This is a genomic window from Pseudomonas sp., assembly GCF_035277045.1.
Taxonomy (GTDB): domain Bacteria; phylum Pseudomonadota; class Gammaproteobacteria; order Pseudomonadales; family Pseudomonadaceae; genus Aquipseudomonas.
Genome location: NZ_DATELE010000275.1, coordinates 1 through 17,891, shown reverse-complemented (window position 1 = coordinate 17,891; position 17,891 = coordinate 1). Strand labels below are relative to the sequence as shown.

At 63.1% G+C, this 17,891-nt stretch carries 17 protein-coding genes; 7 read left to right on the top strand and 10 right to left on the bottom strand.

Annotation, left to right across the window (positions count from 1 at the left end; all coding sequences use genetic code 11):
* Nucleotides 1–42: 42 nt before the first annotated feature.
* From VJS90_RS15385 to VJS90_RS15375, 3 genes are all read left to right on the top strand, one after another.
* The gene (locus VJS90_RS15385) at nt 43–999 is read left to right on the top strand and encodes an OmpA family protein (RefSeq protein ID WP_324122505.1); all 957 of its coding nucleotides are present in this window, start codon (nt 43–45) and stop codon (nt 997–999) included.
* 18 nt (nt 1,000–1,017) lie between these two features.
* Nucleotides 1,018–1,665, top strand: coding sequence for a pyridoxamine 5'-phosphate oxidase (pdxH, locus tag VJS90_RS15380; RefSeq protein ID WP_324122504.1), 648 nt, complete (start codon nt 1,018–1,020; stop codon nt 1,663–1,665).
* Between the two features lie 188 nt (nt 1,666–1,853).
* Nucleotides 1,854–2,318, top strand: a complete 465-nt coding sequence (locus VJS90_RS15375; protein WP_324122503.1) for a glycine zipper 2TM domain-containing protein — start codon at nt 1,854–1,856, stop codon at nt 2,316–2,318.
* A gap of 73 nt (nt 2,319–2,391) precedes the next feature.
* Here the strand turns inward: VJS90_RS15375 and VJS90_RS15370 are convergent, their stop codons facing one another.
* The 7 genes from VJS90_RS15370 to VJS90_RS15340 all read right to left on the bottom strand — a co-directional run bounded on the left by VJS90_RS15370 (nt 2,392) and on the right by VJS90_RS15340 (nt 9,899).
* Nucleotides 2,392–4,005 carry an NAD(P)/FAD-dependent oxidoreductase gene (locus VJS90_RS15370; protein ID WP_324122502.1) on the bottom strand — a complete coding sequence of 538 codons (1,614 nt, stop codon included), beginning with the start codon at nt 4,003–4,005 and terminating at the stop codon, nt 2,392–2,394.
* Nucleotides 4,006–4,109: 104 nt separating this feature from the next.
* A complete protein-coding gene (locus tag VJS90_RS15365) occupies nt 4,110–4,784 on the bottom strand; it encodes a hypothetical protein (RefSeq protein ID WP_324122501.1) in 675 nt (224 codons plus the stop codon).
* Between the two features lie 129 nt (nt 4,785–4,913).
* On the bottom strand, nt 4,914–5,615 hold the full coding sequence (locus VJS90_RS15360) for an ABC transporter ATP-binding protein (protein ID WP_324122500.1): 702 nt from the start codon (nt 5,613–5,615) through the stop codon (nt 4,914–4,916).
* Nucleotides 5,616–6,383 carry a high-affinity branched-chain amino acid ABC transporter ATP-binding protein LivG gene (gene livG, locus VJS90_RS15355; RefSeq protein ID WP_324122499.1) on the bottom strand — a complete coding sequence of 256 codons (768 nt, stop codon included), beginning with the start codon at nt 6,381–6,383 and terminating at the stop codon, nt 5,616–5,618.
* Nucleotides 6,380–7,636, bottom strand: coding sequence for a high-affinity branched-chain amino acid ABC transporter permease LivM (locus tag VJS90_RS15350; RefSeq protein ID WP_324122498.1), 1,257 nt, complete (start codon nt 7,634–7,636; stop codon nt 6,380–6,382). The genes livG and VJS90_RS15350 overlap by 4 nt, the downstream gene beginning before the upstream one ends.
* Nucleotides 7,633–8,556 carry a high-affinity branched-chain amino acid ABC transporter permease LivH gene (livH, locus tag VJS90_RS15345; protein WP_324122497.1) on the bottom strand — a complete coding sequence of 308 codons (924 nt, stop codon included), beginning with the start codon at nt 8,554–8,556 and terminating at the stop codon, nt 7,633–7,635. The genes VJS90_RS15350 and livH overlap by 4 nt, the downstream gene beginning before the upstream one ends.
* A 227-nt stretch (nt 8,557–8,783) precedes the next feature.
* On the bottom strand, nt 8,784–9,899 hold the full coding sequence (locus tag VJS90_RS15340; RefSeq protein ID WP_324122496.1) for a branched-chain amino acid ABC transporter substrate-binding protein: 1,116 nt from the start codon (nt 9,897–9,899) through the stop codon (nt 8,784–8,786).
* 362 nt (nt 9,900–10,261) lie between these two features.
* On the opposite strand from VJS90_RS15340, the gene VJS90_RS15335 reads away from it, so the two are divergent.
* Nucleotides 10,262–10,579 carry a DUF2288 domain-containing protein gene (locus tag VJS90_RS15335; protein WP_324122495.1) on the top strand — a complete coding sequence of 106 codons (318 nt, stop codon included), beginning with the start codon at nt 10,262–10,264 and terminating at the stop codon, nt 10,577–10,579.
* A 159-nt stretch (nt 10,580–10,738) separates the two neighbouring features.
* On the opposite strand, the gene rapA is transcribed toward VJS90_RS15335, so the two are convergent.
* Entirely contained in the window at nt 10,739–13,585 is a 2,847-nt protein-coding gene (gene rapA, locus VJS90_RS15330) for an RNA polymerase-associated protein RapA (protein WP_324122494.1), read from the bottom strand.
* A gap of 112 nt (nt 13,586–13,697) precedes the next feature.
* Between rapA and VJS90_RS15325 the strand changes: the two genes are divergently transcribed.
* The 3 genes from VJS90_RS15325 (at nt 13,698) to VJS90_RS15315 (ending at nt 15,056) form a co-directional block, all read left to right on the top strand.
* Complete coding sequence (locus VJS90_RS15325; RefSeq protein WP_324122493.1) at nt 13,698–14,390, top strand: M949_RS01915 family surface polysaccharide biosynthesis protein; 693 nt, start codon at nt 13,698–13,700, stop codon at nt 14,388–14,390.
* Nucleotides 14,391–14,492: 102 nt separating this feature from the next.
* Entirely contained in the window at nt 14,493–14,822 is a 330-nt protein-coding gene (locus tag VJS90_RS15320) for an aspartate-semialdehyde dehydrogenase (RefSeq protein ID WP_324122492.1), read from the top strand.
* 75 nt (nt 14,823–14,897) lie between these two features.
* Complete coding sequence (locus VJS90_RS15315) at nt 14,898–15,056, top strand: hypothetical protein (RefSeq protein ID WP_324122491.1); 159 nt, start codon at nt 14,898–14,900, stop codon at nt 15,054–15,056.
* A 272-nt stretch (nt 15,057–15,328) separates the two neighbouring features.
* Here VJS90_RS15315 and VJS90_RS15310 read toward each other — a convergent pair whose 3' ends face one another.
* Nucleotides 15,329–16,408 carry a diguanylate cyclase gene (locus VJS90_RS15310; RefSeq protein ID WP_324122490.1) on the bottom strand — a complete coding sequence of 360 codons (1,080 nt, stop codon included), beginning with the start codon at nt 16,406–16,408 and terminating at the stop codon, nt 15,329–15,331.
* Nucleotides 16,409–16,521: 113 nt separating this feature from the next.
* A complete protein-coding gene (locus tag VJS90_RS15305) occupies nt 16,522–17,427 on the bottom strand; it encodes a formate/nitrite transporter family protein (protein ID WP_324122489.1) in 906 nt (301 codons plus the stop codon).
* Nucleotides 17,428–17,891 lie beyond the last annotated feature (464 nt).

Here is a 17,891-nt window from a genome sequence, read left to right as displayed (position 1 = left end):
TCTGCCAGGGCAAAATTCTTTCATTTTCATGGTGTATCGCTGATGTCTTCACATAAAACCTTAGCTCTCGCCCTTTGCCTGGCCATGACCGGCTGCGCCCAGCACCCGCAAACTGCCTCGGACGACGGTGGCCACGGCTGGTGGCCCTTCGGATCGGACAAGGTGGCCGACCAGGAGGTGAAGGACGTCGTGACCGAGAAGGTTGCCCAGGCCGATGCCAAGTCCGAGAGCAGCAGCCGCTGGTGGTGGCCGTTCGGGGGTGAAGACAAGGCCTCCGCCAAGGCCGCGGTGCCGCAGATCGACCACAAGGCCACCCAGGCCTGGCTGGACAGCTACGAGCCCAAGCTGCGCGAAGCCATCAAGGACAGCAAGTTCGAGCTCGAGCGCCGTGAAGACGTGCTGGTGGTGACCATCCCTGTGGAAGGTGCCTACAACCCGGACCGTCCTTCCATGCTGCTGCCGGTCACCCTGGGCCCGATCACCCGCGTGGCCAAGGTCCTGGAAGCCGACCCGAAGACCGCCGTGCTCGTGCTCGGCCATGCCGATACCAGCGGCGCCGCCGCGGTCAACCAGAAACTGAGCCAGGAGCGCGCCGCCTCGGTGTCGGCGATCTTCCGTCTCAGCGGTCTGCAGCGTGACCGCCTGACCCTGCGTGGCATGGGTTCGGTGATGCCGCGTGCGGCCAACGACAGCGTCGAAGGGCGCGCGCTGAACCGCCGTGTCGAAATGCTGCTGACCCCACAGAACACCATGCTGGCGCTGCTTGCGAAGTACAAGCAACCGACCCTCAGCGCTGCTGAGATGGTCGCCGTCCAGGACACCAAGGCAGCCGTCAAGGCCGCCGCCACGCCTGCTGCGAAGCCCGCGGCGAAAAAAGCTGCGGCCAAGGCCAAGGCCCCCGCGGCCAAGGCGGTCGCCAAGAAGAAAGCTGCGCCGGCCAAGCCTGCGGCCAAGAAGGTTGCAGCTGCCGACAAGAAAGTCGCCGCCAAGGCCAACTGATCGACAAGGAACGCAGCCATGACCAAGACCCTGGCCGACATGCGTCGCGACTACACCCGCGACGGCCTCACCGAAGCCCAGGCCCCGGATGAACCCTTCGCCCTGTTCCATCACTGGTTCGGCGACGCGGTGAAGACCGAGCAGGCGCCGGTGGAGGCCAACGCCATGATCCTGGCCACGGTCGACGGCCAGGGCCGTCCCCATTGCCGGGTGCTGTTGCTCAAGGGGCTCGATGCCCAGGGCTTCACTTTCTTCACCAACTACGACAGCGCCAAGGGCCAGCACCTGCTGGCCAATCCGTTCGCGGCGATGACCTTTTTCTGGCCGGCGCTTGAGCGCCAGGTGCGCATCGAGGGGCGGGTGGAAAAGGTCAGCGCCAAGGAGTCGGACGACTACTATCAGGTCCGTCCACTGGGCAGCCGCCTGGGCGCCTGGGCCTCGCCGCAGAGCCAAGTGATCGCTGACCGCGAGGCCCTCGAAGGGCTGGTCAAGGCCACCCAGGCGCGTTTCAGCGACACCGACCCGCACTGCCCCGAGCACTGGGGTGGCTATCGCCTGCTCCCCGAGCGCATCGAGTTCTGGCAAGGCCGTTCCAGCCGGCTGCATGACCGCCTCAACTACCGCCTGGTCGACGGCCACTGGGTGCGTGAGCGTCTGGCACCCTGACCGCTCGACCTGGGCATGGTCACGTCATCGGAATGATCTCTGCCCATCCCGTGTCCAACCATTGTGAATTCAGCGCGGATGACCTCGACGGTCTCCTCGTTGAATGAAAACAATTTTATCCTTTGCCCGGCGTGACAGCCGTCATCGCACAGGGTCTAATGGATACCTGACTTATGGAGATTTTTCCCATGCGTAAATCTGCTCTGCTGGTGGCCAGCTTTACCACCATGTCGTTGCTGCTCGGTGGCTGTGCCTCGAACCTGTCCGGCGACTCCTACTCCCGCGATGAGGCCCGGCGCGTGCAAACGGTGCGCATGGGCACCATCGAGGCGCTGCGTCCGGTGAAAATCGAAGGCACCAAGACTCCGATCGGCGGTGGCGCGGGCGCGGTGGTCGGCGGTGTCGCCGGCAGCGCCATCGGCGGCGGCCGGGGCAGCATTGTTGCTGCGGTGATTGGTGCCGTGGCCGGTGGCCTCGCAGGTTCGGCCGCCGAGGAAGGCATCACCCGTACCCAGGGCGTGGAGATCACCGTGCGCGAGGACGATGGCAGCACCCGGGCGTATGTCCAGCAAGTGCAGGACAACGAAATTTTCCGCGTGGGTGAGCGCGTGCGCATCATGACGGTCGACGGCACCAGCCGCGTCACGCACTGATCGTTTCGCAATGAAAAACCCCGATCCGGCCAAGCCGGGTCGGGGTTTTTTCGTTGTGTCCCGCTGCCTTTGATCAGCCGTTCAGGCCAAGCATGTCGCGGGCCACGGCCTCGGCGATGCGAATGCCGTCGACGCCCGCCGAAAGGATCCCGCCTGCGTAACCGGCGCCTTCACCGGCCGGGAACAGGCCACGCAGGTTCAAGCTCTGGTAGTCCTCGCCACGGGTGATGCGCAGCGGCGACGATGTCCGTGTCTCGATGCCCGTCAACACCGCGTCAGGCAGGTTGTAGCCCTTGATCTGGCGGTCGAAGGCCGGCAGCGCTTCACGGATCGCCTCGATGGCGAAGTCTGGCAGGCTCAATGCCAGGTCGCCCAGGGTGACGCCCGGCTTGTAGGACGGCTCGACGCTGCCCAGCTCGGTCGATGGACGGCCAGCGACAAAGTCGCCCACCAGCTGCGCCGGCGCCTGGTAAGTGCTGCCACCGAGCAGGTAGGCCTTGGATTCCAGCGCCTCCTGCAATTCGATGCCCGCCAGCGGGCCGCCCGGGTAGTCCTGCTCCGGGTAGATGCCCACGACGATGCCCGAGTTGGCATTGCGCTCGTTGCGCGAGTACTGGCTCATGCCATTGGTGACCACGCGCCCTGGCTCGCTGGTGGCCGCGACCACGGTGCCGCCTGGGCACATGCAGAAGCTGTAGACCGACCGGCCGTTTTTGGCGTGGTGCACCAGCTTGTAGTCGGCGGCGCCGAGCTTGGGGTGACCGGCGTATTTGCCCAGGCGCGCCTGGTCGATAAGGGTCTGCGGGTGCTCGATGCGGAAGCCGATCGAGAATGGCTTGGCTTCCATGTAGACACCCTTGCCGTGCAGCATGCGGAAGGTATCGCGTGCGCTGTGTCCCAGCGCCATGACCACGTGACGCGAGTGCAGTTGCTCGCCGTTTTCCAGTACCACGCCGTGCAGCTGGCCATCGTCCATCAGCAGGTCGGTGACTTTCTGCTCGAAACGCACCTCGCCGCCCAGGGCGATGATCTCGGCGCGCATGTTCTCGACCATGCCCGTGAGGCGGAAGGTACCGATGTGCGGCTTGTTGACGTAGAGGATCTCCTCAGGCGCACCGGCCTTGACGAACTCGTGCAGCACCTTGCGGCCATGGTGCTGCGGGTCTTTGATCTGGCTGTACAGCTTGCCGTCGGAGAACGTACCGGCGCCGCCTTCGCCGAACTGCACGTTGGACTCCGGGTTCAGCACGCTCTTGCGCCACAGGCCCCAGGTGTCCTTGGTGCGCTGGCGAACTTCCTTGCCGCGCTCGAGGATGATCGGGCGAAAGCCCATCTGCGCCAGCAACAGTCCGGCGAAGATGCCGCAAGGACCGAAGCCGACCACGATCGGCCGTTGCGCGATATCGCTCGGCGCCTGGCCGACATACTTGTAGCTGACATCGGGGGCCGCGGTGACGTTGCGGTCATCGGCGAACCGGGTCAGCACCTCGGCCTCGTTGCTCAGCTCGAGGTCGATGGTGTAGATGAACAGCAGCTCGGTGTTTTTCTTGCGCGCGTCGTAGCTGCGCTTGAACAGGGTGAAGTCGATCAGCTGCTCATCGGCGATGCCCAGGCGCTGCACGATGGCTTCGCGCAAGGCTTCGTCAGGGTGATCCAGGGGCAGCTTCAGTTCGTTGATTCGTAGCATGGCAGGGTCCAGTATCCCGGCCATGGGCGGCCGGCGGCTTTACTCAAACCGCCAAGTATAAGCTGTTCGCCGCCGTTTCAGGCAGCAGAAACCGCCCCCGGTGATCAGTCGGCGCGCGATCCGCCGTAATAGCCGCAACCGCGCAGGGTCTGCCCGTCGATGCGCAGTTCGGCGCTGAGGTGGCGAACGGCGCCAGTGGCGCTGTCGACGCAGCGCTGCGGGGCGACCCACAGTTCGATGTGCTGGTTGTTGGCCTCGCTGCTCAGGCTCAGGCCACCGCCAGGCAGTTGCTCCTCGAGGAAGGGCAGCGGCAGTGGTGGCTGACCGGCACGGGTGAGCACCATGCCTCGCCCGCTGGCCTTGATGTCCCATTCAGGTTCATGGCCGCTGGCGCGCAGGGTCAACTGCTTGAAGTTGGGGTCGCCGCAGGCGCTGCTGGAGGGATCGAGGCGGTACAGGCGTTGCACGTTCAGCTGGCCGTCGTTGCTGGCCGTGACGCTGCCTGTCAGCTTGGCGCGGACATCGGCGAAGAGCGTGGCGTTGGCATTGCCGGCCAGGCTGGAGGCTTCCTGAAGCACACCGGTGCCGCCGCTGTCGCTGACCACGAAGTGGCGGCTCTCGTTGCACGGCTTGAACAGCAGTTGCCCGCCCGCGGCGCTCAGCTCGCCCTGCATCCGCGTGGTGCCGATGTTGGGGTCGACAGGTTTGTCCGCCAGCATCTGGCAGCCACCGAGCAGGGGCAGCAGGGCGGCGAACAGCAGGGGAGGGGTGAGGCGCATTCGGAAGCTCCAGGCATTCGAGCGAAAATAAGGGGCCACGTTAACCGAGCATCCCTGACAATCACAAGTTGTAGCCCGTTTGCGCGCTACCAAGGCGCAGAAAAAAAGGCCCGAAGGCCTTTTTCCCGGTTATCCGCCCAGGTAGGCGTCGCGTACCTTCGGATCGGTCAGCAGCGCTTCGCCGGTGCCTTGCATCACGACCCGGCCATTTTCCAGCACGTAGGCCCGGTCAGCGATCTTCAGCGCCTGGTTGGCGTTCTGCTCGACCAGGAACACGGTCACGCCGTCGCGGCGCAGTTGCTCGATGATATCGAAGATCTGCTGGATGATGATCGGCGCCAGGCCCAGCGAAGGCTCGTCAAGCAACAGCAGCTTGGGCTTGCTCATCAGCGCCCGGCCGATCGCCAGCATCTGCTGCTCGCCACCCGACATGGTGCCGCCGCGCTGGCTGAAGCGTTCCTTCAGGCGTGGAAACAACTGCAGAACCTTGTCCAGCTGCGCCTGATAATCGCCCTTGTCGGTGAAGAACCCGCCCATGGCCAGGTTCTCCTCGACCGTCAGGCGGGCGAACACGCGCCGGCCCTCGGGCACCACCGCGATGCTCTTGCGCATGATGTGCGAGGACGGCTGGCCGACCAGCTCCTCGCCCAGGTAGCGGATGCTGCCGCTGTGGGCCTGGGGCGAGCCGCACAAGGTCATCAGCAGGGTCGACTTGCCAGCCCCGTTGGCGCCGATCAGGGTGACGATCTCGCCCTGGCGGATCTCGACGTTGACGCTGTGCAGGGCCTGGATCTTGCCGTAGAAGGTGGAGACGTTTTCGAACTGCAGCATTTACGCTTCCCCCAGGTAGGCTTTGATCACGTCAGGGTTGTCGCGGATCTGATCCGGGGTGCCATCGGCCAGCGGGGTACCCTGGTTGATCACCACGATGTGGTCGGAGATGCTCATCACCAGCTTCATGTCGTGCTCGATCAGCAGCACGGTGACGTTGTGGTCCTCGCGCAGGTAGCCGATCAGCGCCTTGAGGTCCTCGGTCTCCTTGGGGTTCAGGCCAGCTGCTGGCTCATCGAGCATGATGATGCGCGGGCGCGTCATCATGCAGCGGGCGATTTCCAGGCGGCGTTGCTGGCCGTAGGCAAGGGTGCCCGCGGTGCGGTTGGCGAACTCGGTCAGGTGCACCTTGTCGAGCCAGTACTGCGCCCGCTCCATGGCCTCGCGCTCGCTGCGCCGGTAGGACGGGGTCTTGAACAGGCCCGCGAAGAAGTTGGTGTTCAGGTGCCGGTGCTGGGCGATCAGCAGGTTTTCCAGCGCGGTCATTTCCTTGAACAGGCGCACGTTCTGGAAAGTCCGCACCACGCCTTTGCGGGCGATCTGGTGACCGGCCAGGCCCTGGATGGGCTGGCCGTCGAGCAGGATGGTGCCGCCGCTTGGCTTGTAGAAGCCGGTCAGGCAGTTGAACACCGTGGTCTTGCCCGCGCCGTTGGGGCCGATCAGCGCCACCACCTGTTTTTCCTTGACGGTCAGGGCCACGCCGTTGACCGCCAACAAGCCGCCAAAGCGCATGCTCAGGCCGCTGACTTGCAGAATTTCGCGGCTCATCGATGCAGCTCCATGTGGGGACGTTGCATGGGCAGCAGGCCCTGCGGACGCCAGATCATCATCAATACCATCAGCGCGCCGAACATCAGCATGCGGTACTCGCTGAACTCGCGCATGAGTTCAGGCAGCAGGATCATCACGATGGCCGCGAGAATCACGCCCAGTTGCGAGCCCATGCCGCCGAGCACGACGATGGCGAGGATGATCGCCGATTCGATGAAGGTGAACGATTCCGGGGTCACCAGGCCTTGGCGCGCGGCGAAGAAGCTGCCGGCGAAACCGGCGAAACAGGCACCGAGGGTAAAGGCCGAGAGCTTGATCACGGTCGGGTTCAGGCCGAGCGCGCGGCAGGCGATCTCGTCTTCGCGCAGGGCTTCCCACGCACGGCCGATCGGCATGCGCAGCAGACGGTTGATCACGAACAGCGCCAGTAACGCCAGCAACAGGGCGACCAGGTAGAGGAAGATGACCTTGTTGATCGAGTTGTACTGCAGCCCGAAGAACTCGTGGAAGGTCTGCATCCCCTCGGCGGCGCGGCGCTCGAAGCTGAGTCCGAAGAACGTCGGTTTCTCGATGTTGCTGATGCCGTTGGGACCGCCCGTGAGGCCGGTCAGGTTACGCAGGAACAACCGGATGATCTCGCCGAAACCCAGGGTCACGATCGCCAGGTAGTCACCGCGCAGACGCAGTACCGGGAAGCCCAGCAGGAAGCCGAAGGTCGCCGCCATCAGGCCGGCAAGCGGCAGGCAGATCCAGAAGCTCAGGCCGTAGTAGTGCGACAGCAGGGCGTAGGTGTAGGCGCCGACAGCGTAGAAGCCCACGTAACCCAGGTCGAGCAGGCCCGCCAGGCCGACCACGATGTTCAGGCCCAGGCCCAGCAGCACGTAGATCAGGATCAGCGTGGCGATGTCGACCGCGCCCCGTGAGCCGAAGAACGGCCAGATCAGGGCGAGGAAGATCAGGCCCAGGATGATCCAGCGTTGGGTGCGTGGCAGGGTCAGGAAGTTGCTGACCGCTGGCGAGATCAGCTTGCGCTCCGAGCGGTTGCGCACCACGGCGCTCCACTGCTTGTCGAACAGCACGCGCAGGAACATCAGCACCGAGCACACCGCGATCACCGTGAGGGTGAATGGCCCCTGGCTGTGCACGACCAGGTGGATGCCGTCGATGCTCAGTTTCAGGCCCAGCACCGGGAACGCCACGGCCCAGACCAGCAAGGCGCTGAAGAACGCCTGTTTGATATTTCTGTTCATACTTTCTCAACCTCCGGGCGGCCCAGGATGCCGGTCGGCCGGAACAACAACACAAGAACCAATAGACCGAATGCCACCACGTCCTTGTACTGGTCGCCGAAGATGTCGGCGCCGAAGGCTTCGGCCACACCCAGCACCAGGCCCCCGAGCATGGCGCCCGGGATGCTGCCGATGCCGCCAAGAACCGCCGCGGTGAAGGCCTTCAGGCCCACCAGGAACCCCGCGTTTGGGTTGATCACGCCGTACTGCATGCTCAGCAGCACCGCCGCCACCGCCGCCAGGGCGGCGCCGATGACGAAGGTCAGGGCGATGATGTTGTTGGTGTTGATGCCCAGCAGGTTGGCCATCTTGATGTCCTCGGCGCAGGCGCGGCAGGCGCGGCCCAGGCGGGAGCGGGAGATGAACAGGGTCAGGCCGATCATCGACACCAGGGTGACCACGAATACCAGGATCTGCATGTAGGAAACCAGGACTTCCTCCGCGCCGCCCGGGCCGAAGGAGATACTCCCAGGGATCAGGTTGGGGATGGACTTGTCCTTGGAGTCCTGCGACAGCAGCACGGTGTTCTGCAGGAAGATCGACATGCCGATGGCGGAAATCAGCGGAATCAGCCGGTTGCTGTTGCGCAGCGGCCGGTAGGCGACCCGCTCGATGCTGTACCCATAGGCGCTGGTCACGAAGATCGTCGCGACGAAGGCGACGGTCATCAGTACCGGCAGTGAGTCGATACCCATCATGGCAAGCCCTGCAAGGGCGATGAAGGCCACGTAGGAACCGATCATGTACACCTCGCCATGGGCGAAGTTGATCATTCCAATAATGCCGTAGACCATTGTGTAGCCAATGGCTATCAAGGCATAGGTGCTGCCAATGGTCAGGCCATTAACCAGCTGTTGGAAGAAATGGTAGATCTCAGGCATTACAGCGCTCCTAAAAACCTGAAGTGCATTCGCTGGCGGGGGGGTAAACCCGACCTGGCGTGGTGGTCGTGAGCCACTTCGGCAGGGCACGGCCAGTGAACCGCGGGTGACGGTTTTAAGATTTTCAGGTGAACCCGCCCCCGGATCGCGGCGGCAAGGTCCATGAACCTCGTAAAACAAAGCCCACTGCTCGCACAGTGGGCTTTCGGTCAGCTAGTCAGATGCAATCACTGAGGGGAAACTTCGGTCTTTGGTTTGCCGAAATGCCATTGGTAGACCACGAACTTGAAGTCTTTCAGGTCGCCCTTTTCGTCGAACGACAGGTCGCCAGTCGGGGTCTTGAAGGTGCCTTTATGGATTGCCTCGGCTACCTTGTCGGTGTCTTCGCTCTTGGCGGCCTTGATGCCTTCGGCGATCAGCTCGACAGCCGAGTAGGCCGGAAACACGAACGGGCCGCTCGGGTCCTTGCCGTCAGCCTTGATGGCGTCGACGACAGCCTTGTTCGCAGGGTCCGCGTCGAAGGATTTCGGCAGGGTCACCAGCAAGCCTTCGGAGGCGCCTTGGGCGATCTGCGAGATGGAGTCGTTGCCGACGCCCTCGGGGCCCATGAACCTGGCGTTCAGGCCTTTTTCCTGCGCCTGACGCAGGATCAGGCCCAGCTCGGGGTGGTAGCCGCCGTAGTAGACGAAGTCGACGTTGTTCTGCTTGAGCTTCTGGATGATCGAGGAGAAGTCCTTGTCACCAGCGTTCAGGCCTTCGAAGACGGCAACCTTGGTGCCTTTGCCTTCCAGGGTCTGCTTGACGGCGGTGGCGATGCCTTCACCGTACTGCTGCTTGTCGTGCAGGACGGCCACGACCTTGGGCTTGACGTGATCGGCGATGTAGTTGCCGGCGGCAGGGCCCTGGGCGCTGTCCAGGCCGATGGTGCGGAAGATCAGTTTGTAGCCGCGGGAGGTGATTTCCGGACTGGTGGCCGCTGGTGTGATCATGATCACGCCTTCGTCTTCGTAGATGTCGGACGCAGGCTGGGTGGAGCTGGAGCACAGGTGGCCGATGACGAATTTCACACCGTCGTTGACCACTTTGTTGGCCACTGCCACGGCCTGTTTCGGGTCGCACGCATCGTCGTATTCCTTGGCTTCAAGCATCTTGCCATCGACGCCGCCCTTGGCGTTGATGTCCTTGATGGCCTGCTTGGCGCCAATGAACTGCATGTCACCGTACTGGGTGACCGGGCCGGTCTTGGGCCCGGCGATACCGATCTTGATGGTATCGGCGGCAAACGAATGGCTGGCAACCCCTGCCAGGACCATTGCGGCGAACAGCTTGGAAATCTTGATCATAGTGCTCCACTCATTCTGTTGTAATTCTTATAGTCCTGGCGGCCAGGGCTACAGACCGGGCGGGATATGCGGCGTGGCCACGCCAATGCCGCAAGCCCACCTTCCCCCGGAACATGTCCCGGTAACTGTACCGGTACAGTGTAGAGCGCTGTCCGAGCGCTTGAAAAGCGGGCGAAAGATGCACTCTCCGAGGGGTGTCGCCTGATCGACATAAAGATACAGAAAAGCGCCATCAAATTGCCTTCACCCCCCGGCAATCCACGGCCCTGCGCCTTCTGACGACCAATTACATATTTGAAACCGGGTTTTTCTGCAAAAATGGCGACCCTTTCAAGTGATCGAATTTTTGCCGGTGGTAACCCATGACTGATCAAACAAGCACCGTCTATGCCAAATTGCTCGGCGAGACTGCAATCATCGAGTGGAAAGCATTGGAGCGTTTCTGGGCCAAGGGTGACCTGATTTGGGTCGACGCGAGTCTGGACCTCATCACGGTGGCCCAGGCCATGGCGGAAAACCAGACTGAAACCTTTGCTGGCTGGCGTGATGCTGGCACGGTCGGCGCGGTCTCGGCAGAGCAGGCCCTAGACCTCCAGGAGCGGGATCCAGAGATCTGGGCGGTGGTGGTTTCGCCCTTTATCGTGATCCAGGAAAAAAACCAGAGCGACGAACGCACCTGATTGGTGCATGAAATTGTCGAAGCGGTTTGAATGGTGCGCGACCACCGTTCGGCCGGGTGGCTGTTGGTAACAGTCGCGCGCCGCCGGAATCCGGTCAGGTAACAGTTCAGCCGACCGAGAGCGATCAGGGGGCATTGCGCCCCCTGATCGGTTTTCAGATCACCCGGCGACCAATACCCGGATCGCTTCAAGGCGCAGCGCGGCTTTCTCAAGCATCGCCAGTCCATCCTCGCGCTGCTTGCGCAGCGTCTCGATCTCGCTGTCGCGAACGCTTGGGTTGACCGCCTGCAGCGCGGTCAGGCGTGCCAGCTCTTCATCGGTCTCCGCGGCCAGGCGGCGTTGCGCCTCGGCGACCCGCTCGGCATGACGCGGCAGGATCTTGGTCTCACCGGCGTTGATCCGGGCGGACAGCACATCCCGCTGAGCCTGGATGAACTTGTTCGCGCTGGCACGTGGCACGCTTTCAAGCTGGTCGTTCAGGGTCTCGAACGCAACGCGCGAAGCCAGGTCGTTGCCGTTGGTGTCGAGCAGGCAACGCAGCGCCGCCGGTGGCAGATAGCGACCCAGTTGCAGGCTGCGCGGGGCCACCACTTCGCTGACGTACAGCAGTTCGAGCAGCACCGTCCCTGGCTTGAGCGCCTTGTTCTTGATCAGCGCCACGGCGGTGTTGCCCATCGAGCCGGACAGCACCAGGTCCATGCCGCCCTGCACCATCGGGTGTTCCCAGGTGATGAACTGCATGTCTTCGCGCGACAGCGCCTGGGCGCGGTCGTAGGTGATGGTCACGCCTTCGTCGTCGCCCAGCGGGAAGCTGGCATCGAGCATCTTCTCGCTTGGCTTGAGAATCAGGGCATTTTCCGAGTGGTCCTCGCTGTCGATGCCAAAGGCGTCGAACAGGGTTTCCATGTAGATCGGCAGGGCGAACTGGTCGTCCTGCTCGAGGATCGCCTCCACCAGTGCCTCGCCTTCGCCGGCGCCACCGGAATTGAGCTCCAGCAGGCGATCGCGGCCGCTGTGCAGTTCGGCTTCAAGGCGCATGCGTTCGGTGCACGCCTCTTCCACCAGCGCGGTCCAGTCGTCGTCCGCGCCGCGCTCGAGCAATGGCAACAGGCGCGGGCCGAACTGGTGCTGCAGGGCGTTGCCGGTCGGGCAGGTGGCGAGGAAGGCGTTCAGGCCCTCGTGGTACCACTGGAACAGGCGCTCCTGCGGGCTGTCCTGCAGATACGGGATATGCAGCTCGATGGTGTGCTTCTGGCCGATCCGGTCAAGACGGCCGATCCGCTGCTCGAGCAGATCAGGGTGGGCCGGCAGGTCGAACATCACCAGGTGATGGGCAAACTGGAAGTTGCGGCCTTCACTGCCGATCTCGGAGCAGATCAGCACCTGGGCGCCAAACTCTTCGTCAGCGAAGTAGGCGGCGGCGCGGTCACGCTCGAGGATGTTCATGCCTTCGTGGAACACCGTGGCCGGGATACCGGAGCGCACGCGCAGGGCGTCCTCGAGGTCCATGGCGGTTTCGGCATGTGCGCAGATGACCAGCACCTTGGTGCGCTTGAGCATCTTGAGGGTATCAATCAGCCAGTCGACCCGCGGGTCGAAGCGCCACCAGCGTTCTTCTTCGCCGGTGTTGCCCTGGGCCTGGAACGCCACCTCGGGGTACAGCTCGGCATGCTCGTCGGCGGGCAGCAAAAGGTACTGCTCAGGGTTGGCCAGCGGGTAGGGGTGCAGCTTGCGCTCGGGGAAGCCCTGCACGGCGGCGCGGGTGTTGCGGAACAGCACGCGTCCGGTGCCATGGCGGTCGAGCAGCTCGCGGATGAGGCGCGCGCTGGCCTGGGTGTCGCCGTCGGTGATGGCGGCGAGCAATGCTTCGCCCTCGGCACCGAGGAAACCTTCGATGGTGGCGTGGGCCTCGGGTGACAGCCGCCCCTGGTCGAGCAGTTCCTGGACCGCTTCGGCCACCGGACGGTAATGCTCGCTTTCGGCGCGGAAGGCGGCCAGGTCATGGAAGCGATTGGGGTCGAGCAGGCGCAGGCGGGCGAAGTGGCTGTCCTGCCCCAGCTGCTCGGGGGTGGCGGTGAGCAGCAGCACGCCCGCGATGACCTGGGACAGTTGTTCGACCAGGGCATACTCGGGACTGGCTTTTTCCTCGTGCCACACCAGGTGGTGGGCCTCGTCGACCACCATCAGGTCCCAACCGGCGGCAAACAGCGCGTCCTGGGCTTTTTCGTCGTGGGTCAGCCATTCGAGCGCGACCAGCGCCAGCTGAGCGTCCTCGAACGGGTTGCTGGCGTCGCTCTCGATGAAGCGCTCGGCGTCGAACAGCGCGACCTCAAGGTTGAAGCGCCGGCGCATTTCCACCAGCCACTGGTGCTGCAGGTTTTCCGGGACCAGGATCAGCACGCGGCTGGCACGGCCCGACAGCAGCTGGCGGTGGATCACCAGGCCCGCTTCGATGGTCTTGCCCAGGCCCACTTCATCGGCCAGCAATACCCGTGGGGCGCTGCGGTCGGCCACTTCGCGGGCGATGTGCAGCTGGTGGGCGATAGGCTGCGCGCGGATACCACCCAGGCCCCAGAGCTGCGACTGCATCTGCTTGCTGGTGTGTTCCAGGGTGTTGTAGCGCAGCGAGAACCAGGACAGCGGGTCGATCTGACCAGCGAACAGGCGGTCGCTGGCCAGGCGGAACTGGATGAAGTTGGACAGCTGGGTTTCCGGCAGCGTCCTCGCTTCGTTCTGGGCATCGAGCCCGTGGTAGACGAGCAGGCCCTCGGCGGCCTCCACCTCGCGCACGGTCAACTTCCAGCCCTCGAAGTGAGTGATCTGGTCGCCAGGCGAGAAACGCACGCGGGTCAGGGGCGCGTTCCGCAGGGAATACTGGCGGGTGTCGCCAGTGGCCGGGTAGAGCACGGTCAACAAGCGGCCGTCCTGTGCCAGAACGGTCCCAAGTCCGAGCTCGGCTTCGCTGTCGCTGATCCAGCGTTGCCCCGGTTGATACTGCTGCGCCATACTGCCTGACTCCCGCGATGAAAAGCCGACTATGTTAACGGATAGGTCCGTGCAGACCAAAGAGTCTAGCAATTTCATCGAAGAAACCTGCCATTGCCTACGAGGGTTTCACTTGCACAAGCGCGACGAGCACCGCTGGTTCAATGCTTTCCTGGCCTTTGGCAGCGTTCTGCTGCTGTCCGCCTGCGAGCAGAAGCGCTTCGAGACACTGGACCCGATCCCAGGCGACCAGCTCGAAGTACTGGGCATCCAGGCACCTATAAAGAGTGTGCATTTCCGCGACCGCGAGGGTGAAGGCCTGCTGGTGCTCAGCCGCACCGACGGCCAGGCCACCGATGCCGAAACCGCGCAGGAGGTGGACAAGGTCGTGCTCAGGGCAACGCTCTTCGGCCGCGCCGACGCGGCAGGAGCGTTCAAGGCGCGCTGGCAGAGCGAACAGGAAACCAGCTGTCCAGGCCTGGATCTGGATGTCGACTTCTATACGGATGTCACCGGTGTCACCGACCTGACCGAAGACGGCATCGCCGAGGTGACCGTTGCCAGCCATGCGTTCTGCGGGGGTGGCATCGAGCCCCATGCGATCGTCATCGAGCTGCGCGAGGGGCAGGCCAGCTACAGCATCACGGGCGAGTCGCTGATCAGTCCCTCCGGTGAGGACCCCATTGGTGGCGAGCGCAATGACAGCGCTTCGCTAAAGGAGGCGCCCAAGGCACTTCGCGACCATCTCGACAACGTCTGGCAGAAGGTCTACCAGCGCCCCTGGAGTGAAACCGGAGCGGCGGCGGACGACGCCGAGGCGCCCTGAACTACACTGACAGGCGCGCCCGGTGTCACGGCGCGCTTATCCGTTCCTGACGCTCAAGGATGCAGCCGGCAGGCCGATAGACTGGCCATAGGAGATCATCGCATGCTGCCGCCCCTCATCCCCCTCAGCGCCGCCCCCGTGACCACGCAGTTCGACCCGGTCAAGCCGCAGCCCGCCATTGCACCGGTCGTGCCTGCGCAGTCGAGTTCCGGCCAGAGCACCATCAACCTCAAGCAAGAGCGCGACCCCCAGGAGCAGGCGCTGTTGCTGCGCGACGAACAGCGCCGCCAGCAGCAACGGCGCCAGCAGCCGCATGATGAACGCTTCGAGCCGCTGCCGGGCGATGAGCTCAATGCCGACGACACAGTACCCGTGGCACCGCTGATGGGTGACGAGCCGCGCCAGGGCCTGCTGGTCGATATCAAGATCTGATACACCCCGGGGCTGGCCAGCCGCGTCACGGGGCTTCATCATGAGAGCCTCTGCTGTCCGCCTTTTGAGTCCGCCATGAGCCAAGACAACCTGATCGATTTCGGCACTGAACGCATCAAGCGTATTCACGATCTCAAGGAAAAGCGCCTTAACGAAGTGCGCCAGGCCTTCGAGCAGGCCATGCCGCTCCCCAAACCGAAGAAAAAACCCAAGGGCAAGCCCAAAAAGCGCTGAGACCTGACGCAGGTCAAGCCTGCGCCTGCCCGCCGCGCCCGGTTCCGGGCGCCATTGACCTCGATCAATTCCCCACATCCGTGTCTTCGCTACAGTGCACCCATCGGACAACGGTGCAAGGACTCGAACGGGCGCAAGCCGCGCTGATCCTTCCCGGTGCATGAGCACGCAAGGCATTTAGGGCGACTTCGGTCGCCCATTTTTTTGTCTTTTTTTCTGGTGAGGCGTTGGTGTGCTGCTTGTGGCGCTGGAGCCGGGCACATGCCTCGGGCTCACTCAGGGTAGGCCAGCCTGAGCTTGCCAGCAGCGTCGCCCGATGCCGCATTCACACGGTTGCGGCCGTGGCGCTTGGCGGCGTACAAGGCCCTGTCGGCGGCCTCGAGCCAGTCTTCGGGATCCTCAAGCCCCGCATGGAAACTGGCCAGGCCAATGCTCAGGCTGATGCGCAGGTCCGGGAGTCGTGGATTGCGGTAGTCCCCAACGCGCTGGCGCAGGCGCTCCAGGGTCTGGCTGGCTGGAGCTTCGCTGTCATGGGGCAGGATCACGCAGAACTCGTCACCGCCGTAGCGGCCTGCCAGATCGTTTTCTCCCAAGGTCTGTTTGAGGTCCGCGCTCAGTTGGCGCAAGACCCAGTCACCGACCACATGGCCGTACGTGTCGTTGATGCGCTTGAAATGATCAATGTCGATCAACGCCAGCACGGCAGGCGCTTGCTGTTGCTTGCACGCCTGGAATCTGAGCTGCAGCAGGTCTTTCCACGCGCCGTGGTTGAGCAGGCCGGTGAGACTGTCGGTGCGGCTGAGGGCGCCGAGTCGTTTTTTATGATCGGCGAGCTTGATTGCAAGGCGATAGCAGACCCAGCCGACGGCCATGGGATAAAGCGTCAGCATGGGCAGGCAGGCGTAGATCTGCAGTTGCGTGGCCTGCAGTTGCAAGCCTGGCCCCAGCAGCGTCGCCGCCAGCAGCATGCCTGCCACCTGGGCCAGTAGTCCTCGCAGGAACAGGCTCTTGCCACCGGCAGCGACATTGTTCATTGCCGTCATGGACAGCAGCGTCACGCCGGGTAGCGGGTTGAAGTGCATGGCGCCCGTCCAGAAACCTGCCATCAGTCCGTCGAACAGCAGGTTTCGCTGTTCTGCCTTATAGGGACTCGCCGAGCGCGTCGCCAGCTTGTAGGCCGCATGCGGCCAGGCCAGGGCATTGAGCAGAAGCAGCGCCCAGGCCCACAACGGCAGGTTCAGCGGCGCAACGCTGGGCATGATGCAAAACAGCCCGATCCCCGTGCCGATGATGCGCGGCAGGTAGATGCGCTTGGCAAATGAAAGCCCTTTACCGCTCTGGTGGTCGGTCATGATCGATGTTCTGTTCAGGATGCGCCGTTTATCGCACAACGCGTAGAACATTGTTGAACATTCGCTTGCCGTCGAGATATGGCCCTGGCGGCCAATTCATGGTGGCATGGACGCTAGGCGCCCTTGTCCTTTTTCTCAGGCTTGCGCAGAGCGGCCGCTTCGTCGTCTTCCAGCAGCCTGGACGGCGGCTTGCCGCTGTCGCTGCGTACCTGGGCGTGGCTGATCAGGGCGAAAATGAAGCTGCCGCCTATGATGTTGCCGGCGAGCGTCGGCAACGCGAACTCCAGCCAGAATCGCGTCCAGGTCTCGTCGCCTGCCCATACCAGGTATGAGACTTCCACCGATCCGACGACGATATGCGTGAAGTCGCCCAGTGCCATCAGGTAAGTGATCAGGACGATGATCCAGATCTTCGCGTGCTCCATGGAAGGGATCATCCAGACCATGGTGGCGATCATCCAGCCTGAGACGATGCCCTTGGCGAACATCTGGCTGATGTCATTCTTCATGACCTTGCGGCCCACTTCGAGAAAGGCGACATCGGTCTTGCTGTCGAAGATCGGCAACTCCAGCATGACCCAGGCGACCAGCAATGTGCCGGCGAGGTTGCCGGCCAGTACCACGCCCCACAAGCGCAGCAGCCTGCCCAGGTTGACGAGGGTAGGGGTAGTCATCACCGGAAGCACCGCGGTCAGGGTGTTTTCCGTGAACAGTTGCTGACGGGCGAGGATCACCGCCAGGAAGCCGGCGCTGTAGCCGAGGCTGGCTATCACCTGGCTGCTGTCACTGTCGGGCAGGCGCGAGTAGAACAGTCCCATCGCCATCAAGGACAGGCCCATGCTCAAGCCGGCGGCCAGTGCCGACCACCAGAGCGCGGTAATCGTCCGCTCGAGTTCCTGGTCACCCTGGTAGCGAATGATCTCGTGGAGCACGGCGGCCCGAGGGGGCTGGCTGTGGCTGACCTCCTGCTCTTCGTCCGCGGACAGTCCTGGGGTCTTGCCGTTTTCCGGTTCGCTCATGATCCAGCTCGCTGTACTAATAGATAGAAGCGTTTCATTAGAGATCTGTCCCGGCTCGAATAGTTGCCTCGCGAGTGTTTGGCGTGCCCTGAATCTTTTTTGGCTAAGGTGTTGACTCATAATGGAAATGGCGTATTATTCACCTCCCGCAGCGATGAGCTGCAGGGTGAGTCAAGCGACTTACGGAAGTGGTGAAAAAGGTGGTTGACAGCGAGTTGAAACGCTGTAGAATTCGCCTCCCGCTAACGAGAGATCGAAGCGAGTCAAGTGTTTGAAGTTAAACAGGTTTCTGGTTAAAAACTTCAAAATAAACGCTTGACAGGCTCAGAGGAAAGCGTAGAATGCGCACCTCGGTTCAGCAAGCCAAGCGCTTCGAACCAACCGCTCTTTAACAATTGAATCAAGCAATTCGTGTGGGTGCTTGTGAGTACGGACTGATAGTCTGCAAGATTATCAGCATCACA